The 20,205-nt window shown below is 66.6% G+C and carries 14 protein-coding genes, 2 rRNA genes and 1 pseudogene (1 of these 17 cut by a window edge); 4 read left to right on the plus strand and 13 right to left on the minus strand.

Annotated elements, in window-relative coordinates:
* Positions 1 to 439: 439 nt before the first annotated feature.
* The 4 genes and pseudogenes from map to ACIPRS_RS09940 all read right to left on the minus strand — a co-directional run.
* A pseudogene (map, locus tag ACIPRS_RS09925) lies at positions 440 to 1,204 on the minus strand (type I methionyl aminopeptidase); the annotation flags it as partial.
* Positions 1,201 to 1,413: a ParD-like family protein gene (locus tag ACIPRS_RS09930; protein ID WP_337732303.1), complete on the minus strand. Its 213-nt coding sequence runs from the start codon at positions 1,411 to 1,413 to the stop codon at positions 1,201 to 1,203. The pseudogene map and the gene ACIPRS_RS09930, both read right to left, overlap by 4 nt.
* Before the next feature lie 167 nt (positions 1,414 to 1,580).
* Positions 1,581 to 3,485, minus strand: a complete 1,905-nt coding sequence (gene sppA, locus ACIPRS_RS09935; protein WP_446538429.1) for a signal peptide peptidase SppA — start codon at positions 3,483 to 3,485, stop codon at positions 1,581 to 1,583.
* Positions 3,486 to 3,548: 63 nt separating this feature from the next.
* On the minus strand, positions 3,549 to 4,928 hold the full coding sequence (locus ACIPRS_RS09940; protein WP_446538430.1) for an MATE family efflux transporter: 1,380 nt from the start codon (positions 4,926 to 4,928) through the stop codon (positions 3,549 to 3,551).
* 101 nt (positions 4,929 to 5,029) lie between these two features.
* Here ACIPRS_RS09940 and ACIPRS_RS09945 point away from each other — a divergent pair, with 101 nt between their 5' ends.
* The gene (locus ACIPRS_RS09945; RefSeq protein WP_446538431.1) at positions 5,030 to 6,241 is read left to right on the plus strand and encodes a DUF3667 domain-containing protein; all 1,212 of its coding nucleotides are present in this window, start codon (positions 5,030 to 5,032) and stop codon (positions 6,239 to 6,241) included.
* 105 nt (positions 6,242 to 6,346) lie between these two features.
* Here ACIPRS_RS09945 and ACIPRS_RS09950 read toward each other — a convergent pair whose 3' ends face one another.
* Together ACIPRS_RS09950 and ACIPRS_RS09955 are read right to left on the minus strand one after the other, a co-directional pair.
* On the minus strand, positions 6,347 to 6,940 hold the full coding sequence (locus ACIPRS_RS09950) for a DUF3106 domain-containing protein (RefSeq protein ID WP_446538432.1): 594 nt from the start codon (positions 6,938 to 6,940) through the stop codon (positions 6,347 to 6,349).
* Positions 6,927 to 7,895, minus strand: a complete 969-nt coding sequence (locus ACIPRS_RS09955) for a hypothetical protein (protein ID WP_446538433.1) — start codon at positions 7,893 to 7,895, stop codon at positions 6,927 to 6,929. The genes ACIPRS_RS09950 and ACIPRS_RS09955 overlap by 14 nt, the downstream gene beginning before the upstream one ends.
* Positions 7,896 to 8,339: 444 nt before the next feature.
* Here ACIPRS_RS09955 and ACIPRS_RS09960 point away from each other — a divergent pair, with 444 nt between their 5' ends.
* The 3 genes from ACIPRS_RS09960 to ACIPRS_RS09970 all read left to right on the plus strand — a co-directional run bounded on the left by ACIPRS_RS09960 (position 8,340) and on the right by ACIPRS_RS09970 (position 13,196).
* Complete coding sequence (locus ACIPRS_RS09960) at positions 8,340 to 10,526, plus strand: primosomal protein N' (RefSeq protein WP_446538434.1); 2,187 nt, start codon at positions 8,340 to 8,342, stop codon at positions 10,524 to 10,526.
* Positions 10,526 to 11,845, plus strand: coding sequence for an MFS transporter (locus ACIPRS_RS09965; protein WP_446538435.1), 1,320 nt, complete (start codon positions 10,526 to 10,528; stop codon positions 11,843 to 11,845). Before ACIPRS_RS09960 ends, ACIPRS_RS09965 begins: the two co-directional genes overlap by 1 nt.
* Before the next feature lie 73 nt (positions 11,846 to 11,918).
* Positions 11,919 to 13,196, plus strand: a complete 1,278-nt coding sequence (locus tag ACIPRS_RS09970) for an NAD(P)/FAD-dependent oxidoreductase (protein WP_446538436.1) — start codon at positions 11,919 to 11,921, stop codon at positions 13,194 to 13,196.
* Here ACIPRS_RS09970 and ACIPRS_RS09975 read toward each other — a convergent pair.
* The 7 genes from ACIPRS_RS09975 to ACIPRS_RS10005 form a co-directional block, all read right to left on the minus strand.
* A complete protein-coding gene (locus tag ACIPRS_RS09975) occupies positions 13,169 to 13,672 on the minus strand; it encodes a DUF1203 domain-containing protein (protein WP_446538437.1) in 504 nt (167 codons plus the stop codon). The two genes, ACIPRS_RS09970 and ACIPRS_RS09975, sit on opposite strands and share 28 nt — an antisense overlap.
* Positions 13,673 to 13,716: 44 nt before the next feature.
* Positions 13,717 to 15,141: a hypothetical protein gene (locus ACIPRS_RS09980; protein ID WP_446538438.1), complete on the minus strand. Its 1,425-nt coding sequence runs from the start codon at positions 15,139 to 15,141 to the stop codon at positions 13,717 to 13,719.
* 131 nt (positions 15,142 to 15,272) lie between these two features.
* Positions 15,273 to 16,151 (minus strand): RNA polymerase sigma factor RpoH, encoded by an 879-nt coding sequence (gene rpoH, locus ACIPRS_RS09985; RefSeq protein WP_192199889.1) that lies wholly within the window; start codon positions 16,149 to 16,151, stop codon positions 15,273 to 15,275.
* A 194-nt stretch (positions 16,152 to 16,345) separates the two neighbouring features.
* A complete protein-coding gene (locus ACIPRS_RS09990; protein ID WP_446538439.1) occupies positions 16,346 to 17,188 on the minus strand; it encodes a metal-dependent hydrolase in 843 nt (280 codons plus the stop codon).
* A gap of 111 nt (positions 17,189 to 17,299) precedes the next feature.
* Positions 17,300 to 18,529, minus strand: a complete 1,230-nt coding sequence (locus ACIPRS_RS09995) for a dipeptidase (RefSeq protein ID WP_446538440.1) — start codon at positions 18,527 to 18,529, stop codon at positions 17,300 to 17,302.
* A gap of 93 nt (positions 18,530 to 18,622) precedes the next feature.
* Positions 18,623 to 18,737, minus strand: a 5S ribosomal RNA gene (rrf, locus tag ACIPRS_RS10000).
* A gap of 126 nt (positions 18,738 to 18,863) precedes the next feature.
* Positions 18,864 to 20,205, minus strand: a 23S ribosomal RNA gene (locus ACIPRS_RS10005); it runs 1,537 nt beyond the window's last position.

Below are 20,205 nucleotides of genomic sequence, written 5' to 3' on the forward strand. Positions count from 1 at the left end.
TCCACCGTTCGCCCACTTCAAGCATTCGACACTATGGCGGGGCCAGGCCGTCCACCTGATATAGAAGCCGACATCTGCTTCCTGAGCTCCGAAGACAGTGGCAAGTCAGGCCCGATCCACTCCGGATACAGGCCACACCACTGCTTTGGCCTCGATGGCATGCTCAATGACGCATATCACGAGTACATCGGCGTCGAATCCATTCCCCCGGGACCACCGCACGAGCGCAGCTCTGGTTTCTCGCACCTGAGTATCAGGCTGGCCGCCTCCATCCCGGATTCAAGTTCATCGTCCAAGAAGGCTCGCACATCGTGGCCCACTGCGTGGTCGTCCACGTGGTCAATCCGACATTGCAAGCAGTTGTTTGAGAATCCTGCCTGATCACACGACCTCGCATGAACTCGCTCTGGCAATGCGGTCGTTGCTGATCACTAAGCTCACACAGCGGCACTTCTCCCGGCCGCAGCGTCAGCACGCGAGCGCCGGTCCGCGTGACCGCAACCGTGTGTTCAAACTGGGCGGAGAGTTTTCCGTCGCGGGTGTAGACCGGCCACTGGTCCGGATGCGAGCGGATCGCCGCCTTTCCCTGGTTCAGCATGGGCTCGATGGTGAACACCATGCCCTCTTCCAGCTCAAGACCGGTGCCCGGGGTGCCGTAGTGCAGGACCTGCGGGTCTTCGTGCATCTCGCGACCGATCCCGTGGCCGCAGTATTCCTTGACCACGCTGTAGCCGTGCGCGCGCGCGTACTGCGCGATGGCATGGCCGATGTCGCCCAGCCGCGCACCGGGTCGTACGGCAGCGATGCCCTTCCACATGGCGCTGTACGTGGCTGCCACCAGGCGCCGCGCCGGATACGCCACCTCGCCGACGAGATACGTGGTGCTGGAATCGGCGATGTAGCCGTTCTTCTCCAGCGTGATGTCCAGGTTGACGATCTGGCCGCTGCGCAGCACATCCGCCTCCGACGGCATGCCATGGCAGACCACGTCGTCGATCGAGGCATTCAGCACATATGGGAAGTCGTACTGCCCCTTGCTGGCGGGCCGCGCGTGCAGGTCGTCCACGATCATGCGCTCGACGAAGTCGTTGATCGCCATCGTGCTCATGCCTTCCAGGGTGAGCCTGCCGAGCGCGTCGAACACGGAGGCCAGCAATACGCCAGCCTCCGCCATCAACGCGAGCTCGGCCTCGCGCTTGATCATGCGTGTCCCGGGCGCACGGGCTGCGGTTGCACACCCGCCGCGCGCAGTTCATTGGCGACGATGGCCTGGAAGCTCAGTTCCGGGTGCATCTCGCACAGCATGCCGACCTTGATCCAGAAGTTGGCCTGCGCGTTGATCGAGCGGTGACTGACGGTGCAGGCGCGGCGGAGCTGGTCGTGCAGTGCGTCGTCGATGTTGACGATGCCCATGGAGGTGCCTTGAGAAGGGATGGAGTACATGAATCATATCTGTTTCATATATTCACTGCCAGCCGGGCGATCCTGCACTCCGCGACCTGCATGGCAGGCGATGCCGCAAACGCAACGGGCCGCGCGGTTACCCACGCGGCCCGTCGATCATGCGATGACGATGAGGTTCAGAACCCGCAGAAGCAGTACGCCAGGCTCTTCACCGGGGCACCGTGGCGGTCGTTGACGGCTTCGTCGACGAAACGCAGCTGTGCTTCCATCTCCGGCAGGCTGCGCGCCAGCAGGGCGCGGGCGAAGTCGGAGTCCTTCAACCACGCCGAGCCCAGGCGGCTGCCGGCGAAGCCGCCCATGAACTGCGAGAACGGCGAGGACATCTTCTCGATGTAGCGCACGCGGTACTTGTCGGGTTCGCCCAGCTTGGCGCGCTTGGCGGCATCGGCCAGCGCCGCGTCCAGGCCGGCGAGTTCATCGACCAGGCCACGCTCCTTGGCCTGCGCACCGCTCCACACGCGGCCACGTGCCACGGCGTCGATCTCTTCGACCGGCTTCTTGCGCGCCTCGGCGACCTTGCCGGTGAAGTCGGCGTAGCCCTTGTCGATCACGGACTGGATCACCTGGCCGACCGCCGGGTCCAGCGGGCGGCTGATGTCGAACGCGCCGGCGAAGCGGGTGGTGCCCACGCCGTCGGTACGCACGCCGATCTTCTCCAGCGTGCGCGGCACGGTGGGGATCAGGCCGAAGATGCCGATGGAACCGGTGATGGTGGACGGGTCGGCATAGATGCGGTCGGCATTCATGCTGATCCAGTAGCCGCCCGATGCGGCCAGGTCGCCCATCGAGACGACCACCGGCTTGCCGGCCTTCTTCAGCGCAGCCACTTCGCGGCGGATCTGTTCGGAGGCATACACGCCGCCACCGGGCGAATCCACGCGCAGCACCACGGCCTTCACGTCCTCGTCGTCGCGTGCCTCGCGCAGCAGCGCCGAGGTGGACAGGCCACCGACGCGGCCGGCCGGCTGGTCGCCGTCGGTGATCTCGCCTTCGGCGACCACCACGGCGACCTGCGGGCGCTTGTCGAGCGGATTGGTGCGGGAATCGAGCTGGGACAGGTAACCGACCAGGCCGATGGCGCGGAAGCCGGTGTCGGAATCCTCGTCGGCCACGCCGCGCTCGATCAGCAGGTTCTCGACTTCTTCCTGCGTCTTCAGGCCGTCCACCAGCTTCTGCTGCAGGGCGTACTTGGCCAGGTCGCCACCGGCGGCGGCAATGCCTTCGGGCATGGTGTCGATGCCGGCGGCCAGCGCCTCGGGCGTGGTCTTGCGCACCTTGGCGATGTCGGCGAGCAGGCGCTGCCAGACGTCGTTCATCCAGTACAGGTCGGCTTCCTTGGCTTCCTTCGATGCAGCGTCCAGCACGTACGGTTCGGCCGCGGACTTGTATTCGCCCACCTTGAACAGGTGCACGTCCACGCCCAGCTTCTCCTGCAGGCCCTGGCGGTAGTACTGGCGATAGCGGCCCAGGCCCTCCAGCATCAGGCTGCCCATCGGATCGATGTAGACCTCGTTGGCCTGCGCGGCCAGCAGGTACTGGGTCTGGCTGACGTTCTCGCCGAAGGCGACGATCTGCTTGCCCGAGGCGCGGAACTTCGCCAGCGCGGCGGCGACTTCACGCAACGAGGCGTAGCCGGTGGGCTGCAGCTGGTCCACGCGCAGCAGCATGCGTTCGATCTTCTCGTCCTTCCGCGCGGCCTCGATGGCGCGCAGCAGGTCGCGCAGCTGCACTTCCTCGGCGCTCTTGTCGCCGAACGCCTTGGCCAGCGCGCGGGTGGCGGGGTCGGCGGTGAACTGTTCCACCAGGCGGCCTTCCGGCGCCAGCACGAAGGTGGTGCGCTCCATCAGCGGCTTCACCCCGCCACTGCCGGCGGCGATGACGAACACGATGAAGATCAGGAACAGCAGCCCGAAGAAGATCAGGTTGAGGACCAGCTTGCGGGTGAAGTTCATCACGTCCCACAGGCCGACGAAGAACGTGGTGATCGGGCTGCGGCGGGGTGCAGGTGCGACTTGGCTCATGGGGAACTCCGGGAAACTGGGGTCACTGTAGCGTGTGCCTGCGGGGCTTACATGCCCCGTTGGTCACCGTGCGGAAGCCGCGGGCGTGGCGGCGGTCCAGCGCAGGCTGCTGCGCTGGAAGCGCCAGCCCAGCAGCACGGCGGCGGCGGTCAGGCCCACGATCAGGCCCAGCCACATGCCCTGCGGTCCCCAGCCCAGGCCCAGGCCAAGCCCGGCGCCCAGCGGCATGCCCAGGCCCCAATAGGCCGCCACGGCCAGCCACATCGGCACGCGGGTGTCCTTCAGCCCACGCAGCGCACCGGCGGACAACACCTGGATGCCATCGGGGAACTGGAAGGCGGCGGCGAACAGCAGCAGGGTGCCGGCGAGGGCGGCCACGGCCAGGTCATCGGTGTACAGCGCCACCACCAGGTCATGGCCCAGCAGCAGGAACAACGCCGACATGGCCTGCGTGGCCAGCACGATGACGTAGCCCGCGTGCGCGGCACGGCGGATGCCGGCCACGTCGCCCGAACCGACCGCATGGCCCACGCGCACGGTGGTGGCCTCGGCCACGCCCATCGGGATCATGAAGCACAGCGCCGACACGTTGATGGCGATCTGGTGCGCGGCCGCGGGCGTGGCGCCCAGGCGCGCGATCAGCAGCGCGGTGACGATGAAGAGGCTGCCTTCCATCAGCACCGTGATGCCGATGGGCAGGCCGGTGCGCAGCAGTTGCAGGATGGGTTCGCGATGCGGCGGCTCGAAATGCGCGAACAGCTGCAGGTCGGCGAAGCGGCGCGCGCGCGCCAGGTAGATCGCGAACGCGATGGCCTGCAGCCACATGGTCAGCGCCGAGGCGATGCCCAGCCCGCCTGCGCCCATCTCCGGGAACCCGAGCTTGCCGAACGTCAGCACGTAGCCCACCGGCGCCAGCACCAGCAGGCCGCCGAAGCCCAGGATCATCGTGGGCAGCGTCCAGTGCGTGCCTTCGCTCAGATAGCGCATGCAGAAGTAGAACGTCAGCGCCGGCACGCCCCAGCGGATGCCGTGCAGGAACGCCGTCGCACCGGGAATGATGTCGGGCGTGATGCCGAACGCGGCCAGCGCGTAGGGCGCGGCACTCAGGAAGGCGAACATCAGCAGGCCCAGCCCCAGCGACAGCCACAGCGCCTGGCGGAACAGCGGCGCGATCTCGTCGCGCCGCTTCGCGCCATCCAGCTGCGACACGGACGCCGTCAGCGAGATCAGCGTACCGATCGGCACCATCATGGGCAGCCACAGCAACGCGGTACCCACGGTGACGGCCGCCAGCGTCTGGGTGGCGTGGTGGCCGGCGATGACGTTGTCGACGAAGCCGATCAGGCCGGTGGAGACGTGGCCCAGCACCAGCGGCAACGCGAGCGTGCCTGTGGCGCGCACTTCCTGTCCGAAGCGCGGGGTCGGGGAGGGGGAACGGGACATGGGATCAACCGCCGGACTGCGGCCGCGCGGATTCGCGCTGGCACCGGGTCACGGGAGGCCGGTATCTTACCCGCTAGCCCGCCGCGCCACCCGAACGCCCCATGACCCCATCGCACGATGCCGTGCACGCCAGCGCGTGCGAGAACTGCCATACACCGCTGCAGGGCGAGTTCTGCCATGCCTGCGGACAGACCTCGCACAATCCGTTGCGCAGCTTCGGGCATGCGGTGGAGGAAGTGTTCGAGTCGTTCTGGCACCTGGACGGCCGCATCTTCCGCACCCTGCGCACACTGATGTCGCCGGGCAAGCTGGCGAACGCCTACCTGTCAGGCCATCGCGCGCCCTTCGTGGCGCCGCTGCGGCTGTTCGTCGTCCTCAGCGTGCTGACGTTCTTCGTGGGCAAGTTCGCCATGGGCAGCGGCGATGTGCTGAGCCCGCCAGCCGTGGCGGACGGCAAGGGCGGCACGACGGTCCAGGTGACGGGCGCGGGGGACGAAGGCGTCGACTTCGAATCGTTGACCGACCCCGACGAAGTGGTGCGCCTGCGCGACCGGACCATCGACGGGCTGCTGGCCGCGCGCGCCACCATCCCGCCGCCGCTCGCCTTCGCGCGCGGTCGCGTGGAAGACAACATCCGCGGGACCCAGGCGCGGGCACGCGCGCGCATCGCCGCGCTGCAGCCGGATCATCCGGCGCTGGCCGAACCCGACCGGATTCCGGAGGACGGGCCAATGCCGGATTCCACCGGCTCGCTGTTCTCGCAGAACGGAAAGCCATGGCATCCGACCGACAATCCGATCCGGGTGGACTGGCTGCCGGCGTTCGGCAACCGCTGGTTGAACAAGAAGATCGCGCGGGCGCAGGACAACATCCCGCGCCTGCAGAAAGACCCCGAACTGTTCAAGAACACCATGATGGGGTCGGTTCCATCGGCGCTGTTCGTGCTGGTGCCGGTGTTCGCGCTGCTGCTGAAGCTGGCGTACATCGGTACACGCCGGGTGTACCTGGAACACCTGGTGGTGGCGCTCTACAGCCACGCTTACCTGTGCCTGTGCGTGCTGGCGTTCTTCGCCCTGTCCTTCATCGACAGCCTGCTGCCCGCGCAGGCGACCGTGGCACGCGCGCCCGTGTGGTTGGCCGAGCTGCTGATCATGTGCTGGATGCCGGTGTACCTGTTCTGGATGCAGCAGCGCGTCTATCGCCAGCACCCGGTCGTCACGCTGGTGAAGTACCTCGCGCTGGGCATGCTGTACTTCATGCTCGTCGTCACGGCCATGGTCCTGCTGTCCCTGACCAGCCTGGTGAATGCGTAGGGAAACGCCGCACGACGACGCCGTGCAGGCACGCCGCCGTGCACGCCGTTCGTAGTGAGCCCGTCGAACCACGAACGGGATCCGGTGTTCAGTGCTCCCCCCTGGCTAGCGATCACGCTGTTGCCGCAGCCATGCGCGCCGCTGGCTGACAGGCACCGCCAGCAGTTCACGACGGAACGCATCCCGGTCCTGCGGCGGCAAGCGCTGCGCCAGCGCGGCCAGATCGTCCCGTTGCTCCGCGTCGAGCTGGTGGAGCACCGAGAGCGTCGCGTCGCGCTCGCCGGGCGGTACGTAGGCGAACAAGGGGTGCAGGCGCGGCCAGTCAGCACCGAGCGCCGGCCCCAAGCGCCATCCGTTGCGCTGCATCGCATCCTGCACGGCGAACTGCGTGCGCAGGGCAGCCTGGTGTTCCGGCGGCAGCGCGGCGACCTCGGCGGCCGCGGCGCGCAACCGTGCGCGCTGTACTTCGTCCAGTGCACGCCAGGCGGCGTAGCGCGCGCGACGGTCTTCGCGTTCGTGCAGGGGCAGCGCATCCCACGCAATGCGCCGTTGCTGCCACGCCGCCTGCGCGGACGGCGACATCGCCTGCCAGAGCGCGCCGGGCGCGGCGTCCTGCGCGGCGGAGACTGCGATGCCGACGATCGAGACCACCAGGCCCACGGCGCCGAGCAGCGCCATCCGCATCTCAACGCGCCGCATCGTCATCCTCCACGGCAGGCGTTTGAGGCGTGCCTGCGCCGGCCACGTACCAGGCCAGGAAGTCGGCCTCGCGGGCGAGGGTCTCCTCGTCGGCATCGGCAAGCAGCGCGAAGGCCGCGTGTTCGTGCGGCGCCATCGCAGCGTCGGAGCGCACGGCAGGGGCGTCGGCAGCCGGCAGTTCGGCCACGGCGATCACCGGATCCGGAGGCAGCGCCAGCGCGCCGTCGCCGCCCGCCGGGGCTCCTGCCGTGCCGGACGGTGGCGGGGCGCCCTGCCTGTCCCACCACCACCACCCTGCCGCAGCGGCCGCCAGCAACAGGAGCACCGCGAGCAGGCTCCAATGCCAGCGTCGGCGGCGCGGAGGAGCCGTCACGGCCAGCGCAGCGGGCTTCGCCACCGGCGGCACGGTGCGCGTACCGGCAAGGGCGTCCTCCCGCAGGCGGGCCAGTGTGGCGAGACGGTCAGGGGACAGGTCGCGCAGGTGCTGCTGGATGGCTTCCGCCAGCGCACGCCACCCGGCAGCGTCGGGCTGCCCGGCCGCATCACGCGGACAGGCACGGGCCAAGGCATCGCGGTAGGCCGGGCCGTCGATGCCGAGCGCTTCGGCGGCCTCGGCCTCCTGCAGGCCGCCTGCCAGCCGCAGCAGCAGGGCGGCGCGGTCGGCAGGCGCCGGTGCCGCCAGGGCCGCAAGCGAACCCGACCAGTGCGCGTGCGCGCCGTCCGCCCGCAGTTGCGGGGTGGCGGCAAGCAGCGACCAGAAGCGCACCGGCCAGTCCGCCATCGGCAGCGCCGCCGCCTTGGCACGGAACGCGCGCAATGCCGCCGCCAGGGCGACGTCGCCACGGTCGGGGTCTCCGCACTGGAGCGCGGCGAACACCGCGCCCCGGCGTTCGCACCCCCGCAGGAAGGCGGCAAGGGCGGCGGGCGGCGGGTCGGAAGCGGGGGTGGGAGCCATGGCGAAACCGGTTGCGGACGACCCGATCATAGTCAGCCTGCGGGCCCGTATGGACGCTTGACATCGCGCCGGAACCTGCTCTCTTCGGCCGCACAAGGCTTTCCGCGAAAAACGTTGTGCACAGCGGTCACCAAACCGTCATGCCGGGCCCGGGACTCCCCCGTCAGGACATTGTGTCAATCGGGTTTCACGGGCAACTGCATGATTTCATTGAAAAATATAGGGATGGCGCTTTTTTCGCCAAGGTGGCACCGAGGCTTGCAGGACCGTCATCGCGCCGTGAAGCAATCTCGCCATGCACAGATTTATCCACAGCTGGTGTGGATAAATCGGAATCCCCTTGTGGGATGGGCACTTGCGTGATTTTCGTCAAGATTTTGACAGGACATCACCGCAACTGCGCGAGATGTGCCCCCGCCGGGAGGGGCCGATACACTGCACGCAATGTCGCCCGTTTCCGTCCTCCAGGTCGCGCTGCCGGTCCCCCTGCCACGGCTGTTCGACTACCTGCCCCCGCCCGGCCACGCCGCCTCGCCGGAGGACGTGGGCAAGCGGGTCAAGGTGCTGTTCGGCAACCGTGCGCTGACCGGCTTCGTGGCCGGCGTCGGGCAGCCGGCCGATCCGGATCTGGAGCTGCGCCACGCCGAGGCGCTGCTCGATGCCAGCCCCCTGCTGCACGGGGAACTGCTCGACTCGCTGCACTGGCTGGGGCGCTATACGCACGCGCCAATGGGCGAGGTGGTCGCAACGGCCCTGCCGGTCCAGTTGCGCCAGGGCGAGCCCCTGCCGGACACCCACGCCTGGCACTGGCGGCTGACGGAAGCCGGCCGCACCCAGCAGGATCGCCTGCGCGCCGGCAGCCGGCCGCGGCGTTTGGCCGACCTGCTGGCCGCACACGCCTCCCTCGACGAGGACGTGCTGGACCTGCACGTGGATGCCGGGCGCGCCACCGCACGAGACCTCGCCAGACGCGGCCTGGCCGAACGCGTCGCCGCGCCCGCCACGACGCCGCCCCCTTCGCCCCGGCCTGGTCCGGCGCTCAACGACGAACAGCGCGTCGCGGCCGAGGCGATCACCGGCACGACCGGCTTCGGTGCCCTGCTGCTGGACGGGGTGACCGGCAGCGGCAAGACCGAGGTCTACCTGCACGCGATCGCCGACTGCCTGCATCGTGGACGCCAGGCGCTGGTGCTGGTGCCGGAGATCGGCCTGACGCCGCAGACGCTGGCGCGCTTCCGCGAGCGCCTGGGGGTGCCCGTGCATGCGCTGCACTCCGGCCTCAACGATGGCGAGCGCGCCCGTACCTGGGCCGCCTGCCTGCGTGGTGAGGCACGGGTGATCGTGGGCACGCGTTCGGCGGTGTTCACCCCGTTGCCGGAGGCCGGCCTGATCGTGATCGACGAAGAACACGACGGCAGCTACAAGCAGCAGGACGGCATCCGCTACCACGCACGCGACTTCGCGCTGGTGCGCGGCAAGGCGCTGGACGTGCCGGTGGTACTGGGCAGCGCCACGCCATCGCTGGAGACGCTGCACAACGCGCGCAGCGGCCGCTACGCACACCTGCGCCTGTCGCGGCGCGCGGGCGAGGCGCAACCGCCCGGCGTGCGCGTGCTGGACATGCGCAAGCGACCGCAGCAGGCCGGCCTGCTGCCCGACACGCTGCAGGCCATCCGCCAGGCGCTGGAGGCGGATGGCCAGGTACTGGTGTTCAAGAACCGCCGCGGGTACGCCCCGGTGCTGCTGTGCCACGACTGCGGATGGAGCGCGCACTGCAAGCGCTGCGACAGCGCGATGACGGTGCATGCGGGCGGCAAGCGCCTGCAGTGCCATCACTGCGGCGCGCGGCAGGCCGCCCCCCCGGCATGCCCCGACTGCGGCGGCCTGGCATTGCAACCGCAGGGGATCGGCACGGAGCGGCTGGAGGAAACGCTGTCCGACCTGTTCGCCGACGTACCGGTGCTGCGGGTGGACCGCGGCACCACGCAGAAGCGTGATGGGCTGGCGCAACAACTGGCCAGGCTGGGCGATGCGCCCGGCATCCTGGTGGGCACGCAGATCCTGGCCAAGGGCCACGACCTGCCGCACCTTACCCGCGTGGCGGTGGTCGGCGTGGACGAGGGCCTGTTTTCCACCGACTTCCGTGCGGGCGAGAAGCTCGCCCAGCAGCTGATCCAGGTCGCGGGGCGCGCCGGGCGCGCCGGCAAGCGCGGCGATGTCTGGTTGCAGACGCATCACCCCGATCATCCGCTGTTGAACACGCTGATCACCGGCGGCTACCACGCCTTCGCCGATGCGGAGCTGGAGCAACGCCGGATGGCGGGCTTCCCCCCGTTTGCACATCTGGCCTTGCTGCGTGCGGAAGCCCAGCACGTGGATGCCGCGCACCAGTTCCTGCAGGCCGCCAAGCAGAGCCTGCGCGCGCAGGACGCCACCCTGGAAATGCACGGCCCCCTGCCCGCACCGATGCCACGCCGCGCCGGCCTGCACCGCGTGCAATTGCTGCTGTCCTCGCCGGAACGCCGCACGCTGCACCGCGCACTCGACCTCGCGTTGCCGCAGATCCATGCCATGCCGGAAGCGCGCCGTACGCGCTGGTCGCTCGACATCGACCCGATGGACCTCTACTGATGAGCGCCGACACACACGCTGCCATGACGCCCGCGCGCCGCCTGCGCAGCATCTTCAGCGGCTCGGTCGGCAACCTGGTGGAGTGGTACGACTGGTACGTCTACGCGGCATTTTCGCTGTACTTCGCCGAGGTGTTCTTCCCCGGTGGGGACCGCACCAGCCAGTTGCTGAAGACCGCCGCGATCTTCGCGGTGGGTTTCCTGATGCGCCCGCTCGGCGGCTGGCTGCTGGGCCGCTACGCCGATCGCCATGGCCGCAAGCGCGCGTTGATGCTGTCGGTGGTGATGATGTGTGCGGGTTCGCTCATCATCGCTTGCACACCGGGCTACGCGACCATCGGCGTGGCGGCACCGATCCTGCTGGTGATGGCGCGGCTGCTGCAGGGCCTGTCCGTCGGCGGCGAATACGGCACCTCGGCGACCTATCTCAGCGAGATGGCCACGCGCGGGCATCGCGGCTTCTGGTCCAGCTTCCAGTACGTCACGCTGGTGATGGGCCACCTGATCGCGTTGGCCGTACTGATCGCGTTGCAGCGCGTATTCCTGACCGACGGGCAGCTGCGCGAATGGGGCTGGCGCATCCCGTTCGCGATCGGCGCCGCGGCGGCGCTGGTGGCATTGTGGCTGCGCCGGAACATGGTGGAGACCGAATCGTTCTCCCGCCGCGAGGCTGCGGGCACGCCGGACCAGCAGGAGGCGCAGGGCACGCTGCGCGCCCTGATGCAACACCCGCGTGCGGTGCTCGCCGTGGTCGGCCTGACGATGGGTGGCACGCTGGCGTTCTACACATACACGACCTACGTGCACAAATTCCTCGTCAACAGCGCCGGCATGGCGAGCCAGACGGCCAGCCTGATCAACGCCTCGACGCTGTTCTTCTTCATGCTGCTGCAGCCGGTGGTCGGTGCGCTGTCCGACCGGATCGGCCGTCGACGCATCCTGATCGCCTTCGGTGTGCTGGGCACACTGTGCACGTGGCCAATCCTGTCGACGCTGCAGACGGTCTCGAGCCCGGCGCAGGCATTCTGGCTGCTGATGGCGGCGCTGGTGATCCTCAGCGGCTACACCGCGATCAACGCAGTGGTGAAAGCAGAGATGTTTCCCGTCGAGATCCGCGCCCTCGGCGTCGGCTTGCCCTATGCGCTGACCGTGGCGATTTTCGGCGGCACCGCCGACATGGTCGCGCTCTGGTTCAAGGACATCGGCCACGAAACCGGCTTCTACTGGTATGTCACAGCGTGCATCGCATGCTCGCTGCTGGTGTACCTGTGGATGCCCGATACGCGCGAGACCTCGCTGATCGATCGCGATCCGGAATGATCCTGCGCGCCCCGGATACGGCGCGTGCGACAATCCGCGACGACGCCACGCGACCATGGCAGCAGGAGACGGCATGCAGGCAGGACACCATCTCGTCATCGTCGGCGGCGGCTTCGCCGGACTCTGGGCCACGCGTGCGCTGGCTTCCGCGCCGGTACGCATCACCCTGATCGACCGCCACAACCACCATCTGTTCCAGCCCCTGCTCTACCAGGTAGCCACCGCCGGGCTTTCCGCACCCGATATCGCCGCGCCGCTGCGCCACATCCTGCGCAAACAGGAGAACGTCGAAGTACGGCTGGCCGATGTTGCATCGATCGAGCCGGATGCAAAGCAGGTCGTCCTGGCGGACGGCACGACGATCATGTTCGACTCGTTGCTGCTGGCCACGGGCGCGACGCACGCTTACTTCGGTCACGACGAATGGGCGCGACACGCACCGGGCCTGAAGACGCTGGATGATGCGCTGCAACTGCGACGTCACCTGCTGCTCGCGTTCGAGCGTGCGGAGGCAGAGACCGATCCAGGCAGGCGCGCCGCATGGCTGAGCTTCGCGATCGTCGGCGGTGGACCGACCGGGGTCGAATTGGCGGGCACGCTGGCGGAGATCGCGCGGCACACGCTGAAGAACGAATTCCGCCGCATCGATCCCTCGCAGGCGCGCGTGCGACTGGTGGAAGCGGGACCGCGCGTGCTGGCTTCGTTTCCCGACGCACTGTCGGAAAAGGCGCGCAGGCAACTGGAAAAACTGGGCGTCGAGGTTGTGACCGGCACGCCGGTCAGCGACATCACCGACGAGGGTTACCGGCTGGGCGACGCCTTCGTGCCCGCGAAGACGGTGGTGTGGGCGGCCGGTGTGGCGGCATCACCGCTGGCGCGCTCGCTGGACGTGCCCCTGGATCGCGCCGGCCGCGTGCCGGTGCAGCCCGATCTCAGCGTCACGGGTCATCCGGACATCTTCGTCGCGGGAGATCTCGCCGCCGTGACCTCGGACGGGCGTCCCGTGCCCGGCGTGGCGCCGGCGGCGAAACAGATGGGCCGGCACGTGGCGCAGGTGCTGCGTGCGCGACTGTCGGGTGGTCCGGCGCCCGGCGCGTTCCGCTACCAGGACTACGGCAACCTCGCGACCATCGGGCGGATGGCGGCGGTGGTGGATTTCGGCCGGCTGAAATTCTCCGGGCTGCTGGCGTGGTGGTTCTGGCTGACCGCGCACGTGTTCTTCCTGATCGGCTTCCGCAACCGCCTGGTCGTGCTGCTGAACTGGTGCTGGGCATACTGGAGCTACCAGCGCGGCGCGCGGATCATCCTCGGCAAGGACGAGGATCAGCCGGGATCGACGCGGCAGGCATAGCAGCCGGGACGTGCGTTATGCACGTGCAGATAGGCGACGCCGGGCGCGTCGAGCAGACGCTGCAGGTGCGGTGACGCGTTCGCGCCTTCCACCACCTCGGCGTCCCGCATCAGACCGTCCTCGTCATAGGCCCGTAGCGACAGCAACCGGCGCGGGAATGACGGCGGCAATGTGTCGTGGTATTCGGCGGCATGGATGTGCAGCGCCGCTTCGCGCACGTAGATCGGCCCACTGGCGCGATACGGACCGGCGACATCGTGGTGCAGGTAGGGAAGCAGCAGCAGGGGCTCGCCCTGCTGCGCATCCTGCAGCGTGACGCGGCAGGGAAAGCCACGGTCGGCATCGGCGACGACGCGACGGATGTTGCGCGCCGCCAGTGCGGCGGCGTCGAGCGCGAACAGAGGACGGAAGGGTTCGGGCGACAGCCCGCGGATCACGAACGACATGGCATCACGCTGCGGGAAACGGGATGCCATGTTCGTGCCGCCCTCGAGGCGACGCTATCCGGATCTTGTCCGGCCTACTTCGGGTCCAGCGGATAGCGCTTGCCGTCGGCCATGACCAGCTCGCCGTCGCCGATGCGCTCGCTGTCCGCATCGACCGTGATGAATTCGGCCTCGAGGCGGCCTGCGCCCTTGCTGCCTTTCAGGTCGAAGACATACAGCTCGCCTTCCGCTGCCCAGGACGCGTCACGGTCGAAGGCCGCCTCGCGGATGTCGCCGATGTGGCGTTGCACGACCGGATGCGCCTGCATCGCCGCGTTGGCCTGCAGCACGAAGATGCCATCCTGCCGCGCGAACGTGTCGGGCACCTCGCCGCGATCCGTATCGATGCGCGGCGACGCCAGTTCGCCCTCCATCGGCGCCTCGCCCTCGAACGCGATCTCGCGGCCATCGGCGAGCGTCAGCACACCCTTTCCGAGACGCTCGGTGTCGGCGTCCACGGTGATGAATTCCGCGAGGATGCGGCCGCGCCCCTTGTCGCCCGCCAGTGCGAACACGAACTCGTTGGCACCCTCGGCCTCGCCCGTGGCGGCCAGATCGAATTCGAACGAGGCGAGCGTGCCGATGTGCTGCTGCACCAGCGGGTAGCGCTGCACGGCGACGCGCGCCTGGCGGGTGAAGATGTTGTCCTGCATGTCGCCGAACAGGCCATCGACGCCCGCTTCATCGGCGGGCTCGTCTTCACCGCGCGGCTCGCCTTCGAACGGCAAGCGGCGGCCATTGGCCAGCGTCAGCACGCCCTTGCCGAGGCGTTCGGTCTCGGCACTGACGGTGATGAAGTCCGCTTCCAATCGCCCACGGCCCTTGTCGCCCACCACGTCGAACACGAAGGTGTTCATGCCCGGCGCGGCACCGGTCGCCTCCGTGTCGATCTCGAATGTCGTGATCTGGCCGATGTGCTGGCGGATCAGCGGATACCGCTGCGCGGCTTCCTGCGCCTGGCGGGTGAAGAGGTCGGCGCCCGCCCCGACGTCCTCATCGTGGTCGTGCCCATGGTGGTCGTCCTCCGCAGCCAACGCGTCGGCGTCGCCTTCGATCACATGCTCGGTGCCGTCCGACATCACCAGCACGCCGGGGCCGAGCGCCTCCTCCGTCGCACTGACGGTGATGAAACGCGCGGTGACGCGCCCCTTGCCACGGCTGCCCTCGACGTCGAACACCAGTACGTCCGGGCCGGGCTGGTCCATGCTCGCGGCATCGTCCAGCACGACCTTGCGAATCGCGCCAAGCTGCGCGGACACCACCGGATCGATCTGCATCGCGGCGCGCGCCTGCGCGTCGTATTCCTCGCGATCGATGCTGAAACTCACGCCGCGCGTTTCGCCGGAGGATTTGGTGTTGCCGGTTTCGGCCGCCATGGCCGGCGTGCCGCCCGCGCCCGCCCCCATGCCGCATGCCAATGCCAACGCGAGTACCCACTGCCGCTTGTTGCCCCACGCCATGCCCTGCTCCTTTATGTTGCCGCCCGAGGCGGATCGCGGCGTAGTGGATCACACTTCCGTCGATCGATGAACCTTGCAAACGAAAAGAGGCCCCTCACGGGGCCTCTTCAGTACGCTGACGCGATGCCGGGTCAGGCCGCGAACAGCGCCTTCATCTTCTTCAGCGCGTTGGCTTCCACCTGGCGGACACGCTCGGCGGAAATGCCGTACTCGTCGGCAAGTTCCTGTAGCGTGATCTTGCTTTCGCCATCCAGCCAGCGGCGCTTGATGATGTCGCGCGAACGCTCATCCAGATTCGCCAGGCCTTCGCGCAGCAGTTCCATCTGATTGTCTTCGCTGTCCGCACGCTCGTAGGCCTGCGAAGGATCCTCATCGTGGGCGACCAGGTAGCTGGCCGGAGAGGGCGGGGCATGATCCTCGTCCTCGTCAGAGGAGGCGTCGAAACCGATGTCACGACCAGACAGGCGCGCTTCCATCTCCAGCACTTCGCGCTCGGACACGTTGAGGTCCTTGGCGATGACGCTGACTTCCTCGGCATTCATCCAGCCCAGGCGTGTCTTGGACTTGCGCAGGTTGAAGAACAACTTGCGCTGCGCCTTGGTCGTGGCGACCTTCACGATGCGCCAGTTCTTCAGGATGAACTCGTGCATCTCGGCACGGATCCAGTGCACCGCGAAACTCACCAGGCGCACGCCCATGTCGGGATCGAAACGCTTCACCGCCTTCATCAGGCCGATGTTGCCTTCCTGGATCAGATCCCCCAGCGGCAGGCCGTAGCCGTTGTAACCGCGGGCGACATGCACCACGAAGCGCAGGTGCGAATGCACCAGCTCGCGCGCCGCGTCGAGGTCTTCATCCTCGCGATAACGGTGGGCGAGCGCTCGCTCGTCCTCGACCGACAGCACCTGGATCTGGTGCACGGCACTGATGTAGGCGTCCAGCGAACCCAGGGCACTGGGAATCGGCAGGCTGTTGGTGACCAGGGCGGTAGTAGGAGTGTTCTGGCTCATGGGCAGGGATGTTAGCAGTCGGGGGGTTCGACTGCTAACCACCAGGGAAGTTCCCCATTGTCCTACGTCTGCAACAATCTCCCTTCGGCGGGTTAGTCCAGGAATATTCCTGCCCTATCAATTACTTGGCAATCCCGGATCACGTAGTGCCCAGCTAGTTCGGAAATCCCTCACCCACTCCGGCGATCTGGCGTTCAGGTTCGAGAGGACATCGCCACGACGGCGGGCGGCGCTTTCCGAGCCTGCCTCGCCAGCACCTGGGCGGCAAGGTCGTCGGCACCCTCCAAACGCGAAGGATGGAAGTCCCGACGCAGGTAGTCGCGCAGGTGACGAAGGGTGCGGCGCGCCATCCCATGCCCCTTCCCGAAGTGATGGGCCACCTGGCGCCAGGAGGCCTTTCTCCACAACAAGCGATCCTGGGCCAACAGTGACGTGGCCATGCCGATCATCAAGGCGTAGAACAGCGTGGTTGTCGTCAGAGCGCCCAGCAGGCGCACCGAGTAGCGAGGCGCAATCGCCTGCAGCAGATCGTACGCGACTGCACGGTGCTCGATCTCTTCTGCGAAGTGCCATTCCATCAGGTCGCGCACACTTGGATCCGCCTCGACCAGGATCGACTGCGACAGGAACTCATACCCCAGGAATGCGTTGATGTGTTCGACGCAGCTCACCAGTGAGACCCGTAGCCAAAGCGGCGCGTAGCGGTCCATCGTGCGGAAGACGACACGATCTACCGTGCGCTCGAAGCCACGGTATGCGTATCCCTGCGCATCCAGGTTGTCCCAGTAGCGCTTGTGCGCCACTCCATGTTGCGCCTCCTGCCGGATGAACGCCTGGCAGCGCCCGTGCAGCGCGTCGTTGGCGACATGCGGCATGCACGCATTGAGCGTCCGGATATAGAAGGCTTCGTTCGCGGGCACCAGGATGGTGTATGCGTTGAGCAGCGACGAAACCACTTCGTTGCCCGGTAACCAGTGCTGGGGAATGTCGAGAGGAAGGCCTGCAACGAAGCGTCGCGGCGTGATGGATTCACTCATGTCTCGGCCCTGCCCGTGCTCACCGGCGAGGGCGAAGGCGTCCTGACCCACCGCATCGATTCACCCACAGCGGAGCGGTCGTCGAAGAGTATCGGCAGTGCACCCTTGCGATCATGGAGATGCCGGGGGCGCGGCGCCCTCCTGCGCCTGCCGCAATACGCGCAAGAGGTTGCCTCCCCAGATTTTCCGGATGTCCACTTCGGAGTAGCCTGCCGCCAGCAGCGCTTCGGTGATCCGTGGCAGGGCACTGACATCTTCCAGGCCAACGACGCCACCGCCGCCATCCCAGTCTGCGCCGATGCCGACATGATCCACGCCAGCAACCTTCAGGATGTGCAGCAGGTGTGCCATGTATTCGTCGAACGTCGCCCGTCTGGCGGGATACCGCACGTCTATTGCGCGGCGCTCGGCCAGATAGTCCGCCACGCGATCCGCCGGCAGCCTGTTTTCGGGGCCGAACGTCTTCGACAGGCTTTCCATCGCCGCTTCGCGTTCCGGAATCTTCGGGATGTCGACCAGGTAGCCGCCGTAAGCATTGACGTGGATCACCCCGCCTTTCGCCGCGAGGTGGCGGATTCTCGCGTCGTCGATATTGCGCGGATGGTCGTAGATCGCATCGGCACTAGTATGCGACAAGACGATCGGCGCCGAAGACAGCGCGAGCAACTGGTCGAACACCGCGTCGCTGGCATGCGACGCATCCAGTACGATGCCAAGCCGGTTCGCTTCGGCCACCAGAGCCCGTCCGGCCGGACTGAGTCCCTTCCACTCGGCACCTGCCGGATCGGTGGAAGAATCGCCGAAATCATTGTTGCGTACATGGGTGATGCCGAGCATGCGCAACCCCAGGCGATGGTAAGCCGTCAGCAGGGTTGGATCACTCGCCAGCGGCGCGGCGTTTTCCATGCTGATGAACGACACGCGCTTGCCGGCACCGGCGATCCGCTCGGCGTCATCCGCGGTGAGCGCGAGTTCCATCTCGGCAGAATGCGCCGCGAGCATCTCCAGGATACTGGCCAGACGCTCGAGACCATGGTCGCGTGCGGCGCGTTTGCCGGTGTCATCGCGCGCACCCTGGGCCGTGTAGATCACCCAGAAGCCACCATCCAGCCCGCCAGCCTTCATGCGCGGCAGGTCGACCTGCGAGAGATCGCCTTCATGCTGGTGATTGTCTGCGATGCTCCAGCCGGGGCGCCGCAGATTCGCGGGCGTGTCCAGATGCGTATCAAGCACCAACGCTGCTTCATGCACGCGTTGCGCCGTCATCGACGTGCCTCCTGCCGCAGCATCAGCACCGGGCACGATCAGCGCAATCGCCAAGATCAATCGACACCGCTTCATGCATCGTCCCCCTGTGAGATGAGGATCGATTGTTGGCCAAAGCGACGCAAGAAAAAACCCCCGTCCTATCGGACGGGGGTTTCGGGGTAAAGCCCCTGGCGATGACCTACTCTTGCATGGCTTAAGCCACACTACCATCGGCGCGGCTGCGTTTCACTTCCGTGTTCGGGATGGGAACGGGTGGGACCACAGCGCTAATTTCACCAGGGAGAGGGTTGGAGCGTCGCCATCCAATAAACGGATTTAGGCGCCAGTCTCTCATAGGGTCTTGTGACGTAGCGGGCATTGGATTTTCTCTGACGATATCGTCGAGTCCAAGGCCACTTGAGGTTATATGGTCAAGCCACACGGATCATTAGTATCAGTTAGCTCAATGGGTTGCCCCACTTACACACCTGACCTATCAACCACCTAGTCTTGATGGTTCCTTTAGGGGGCTTGTGCCCCGGGAGATCTCATCTTGAGGCGCGCTTCCCGCTTAGATGCTTTCAGCGGTTATCGCTTCCGAACATAGCTACCCGGCAATGCCACTGGCGTGACAACCGGAACACCAGAGGTTCGTCCACTCCGGTCCTCTCGTACTAGGAGCAGCCCCTCTCAAATCTCCAACGCCCATGGCAGATAGGGACCGAACTGTCTCACGACGTTCTGAACCCAGCTCGCGTACCACTTTAAATGGCGAACAGCCATACCCTTGGGACCGACTACAGCCCCAGGATGTGATGAGCCGACATCGAGGTGCCAAACACCGCCGTCGATATGAACTCTTGGGCGGTATCAGCCTGTTATCCCCGGAGTACCTTTTATCCGTTGAGCGATGGCCCTTCCATACAGAACCACCGGATCACTAAGTCCTACTTTCGTACCTGCTTGATCCGTCGATCTCGCAGTCAAGCACGCTTATGCCTTTGCACACAGTGCGCGATGTCCGACCGCGCTGAGCGTACCTTCGAGCTCCTCCGTTACTCTTTGGGAGGAGACCGCCCCAGTCAAACTACCCACCATACATGGTCCCCGATCCGGATTACGGACCTAGGTTAGAACGTCAAGCACATCAGGGTGGTATTTCAAGGTTGGCTCCACCGAAGCTAGCGCCTCGGTTTCATAGCCTCCCACCTATCCTACACAGACGAACTCAACGTTCAATGTAAAGCTATAGTAAAGGTTCACGGGGTCTTTCCGTCTTGCCACGGGAACGCTGCATCTTCACAGCGATTTCAATTTCACTGAGTCTCGGGTGGAGACAGCGCCGCTGTCGTTACGCCATTCGTGCAGGTCGGAACTTACCCGACAAGGAATTTCGCTACCTTAGGACCGTTATAGTTACGGCCGCCGTTTACTGGGGCTTCGATCAAGAGCTTCGCCTTGCGGCTGACCCCATCAATTAACCTTCCAGCACCGGGCAGGCGTCACACCCTATACGTCCACTTTCGTGTTTGCAGAGTGCTGTGTTTTTGATAAACAGTCGCAGCGGCCTGGTTTCTGCGACCCCCCTCAGCTATAGCCCGCATGGGCCACCAAAGAGGGTGCACCTTCTCCCGAAGTTACGGTGCCATGTTGCCTAGTTCCTTCACCCGAGTTCTCTCAAGCGCCTGAGAATTCTCATCCTACCCACCTGTGTCGGTTTACGGTACGGTCTGCGTGAGCTGAAGCTTAGGAGCTTTTCCTGGAAGCGT

The organism is Pseudoxanthomonas sp. LARHCG66, from assembly GCF_052871755.1.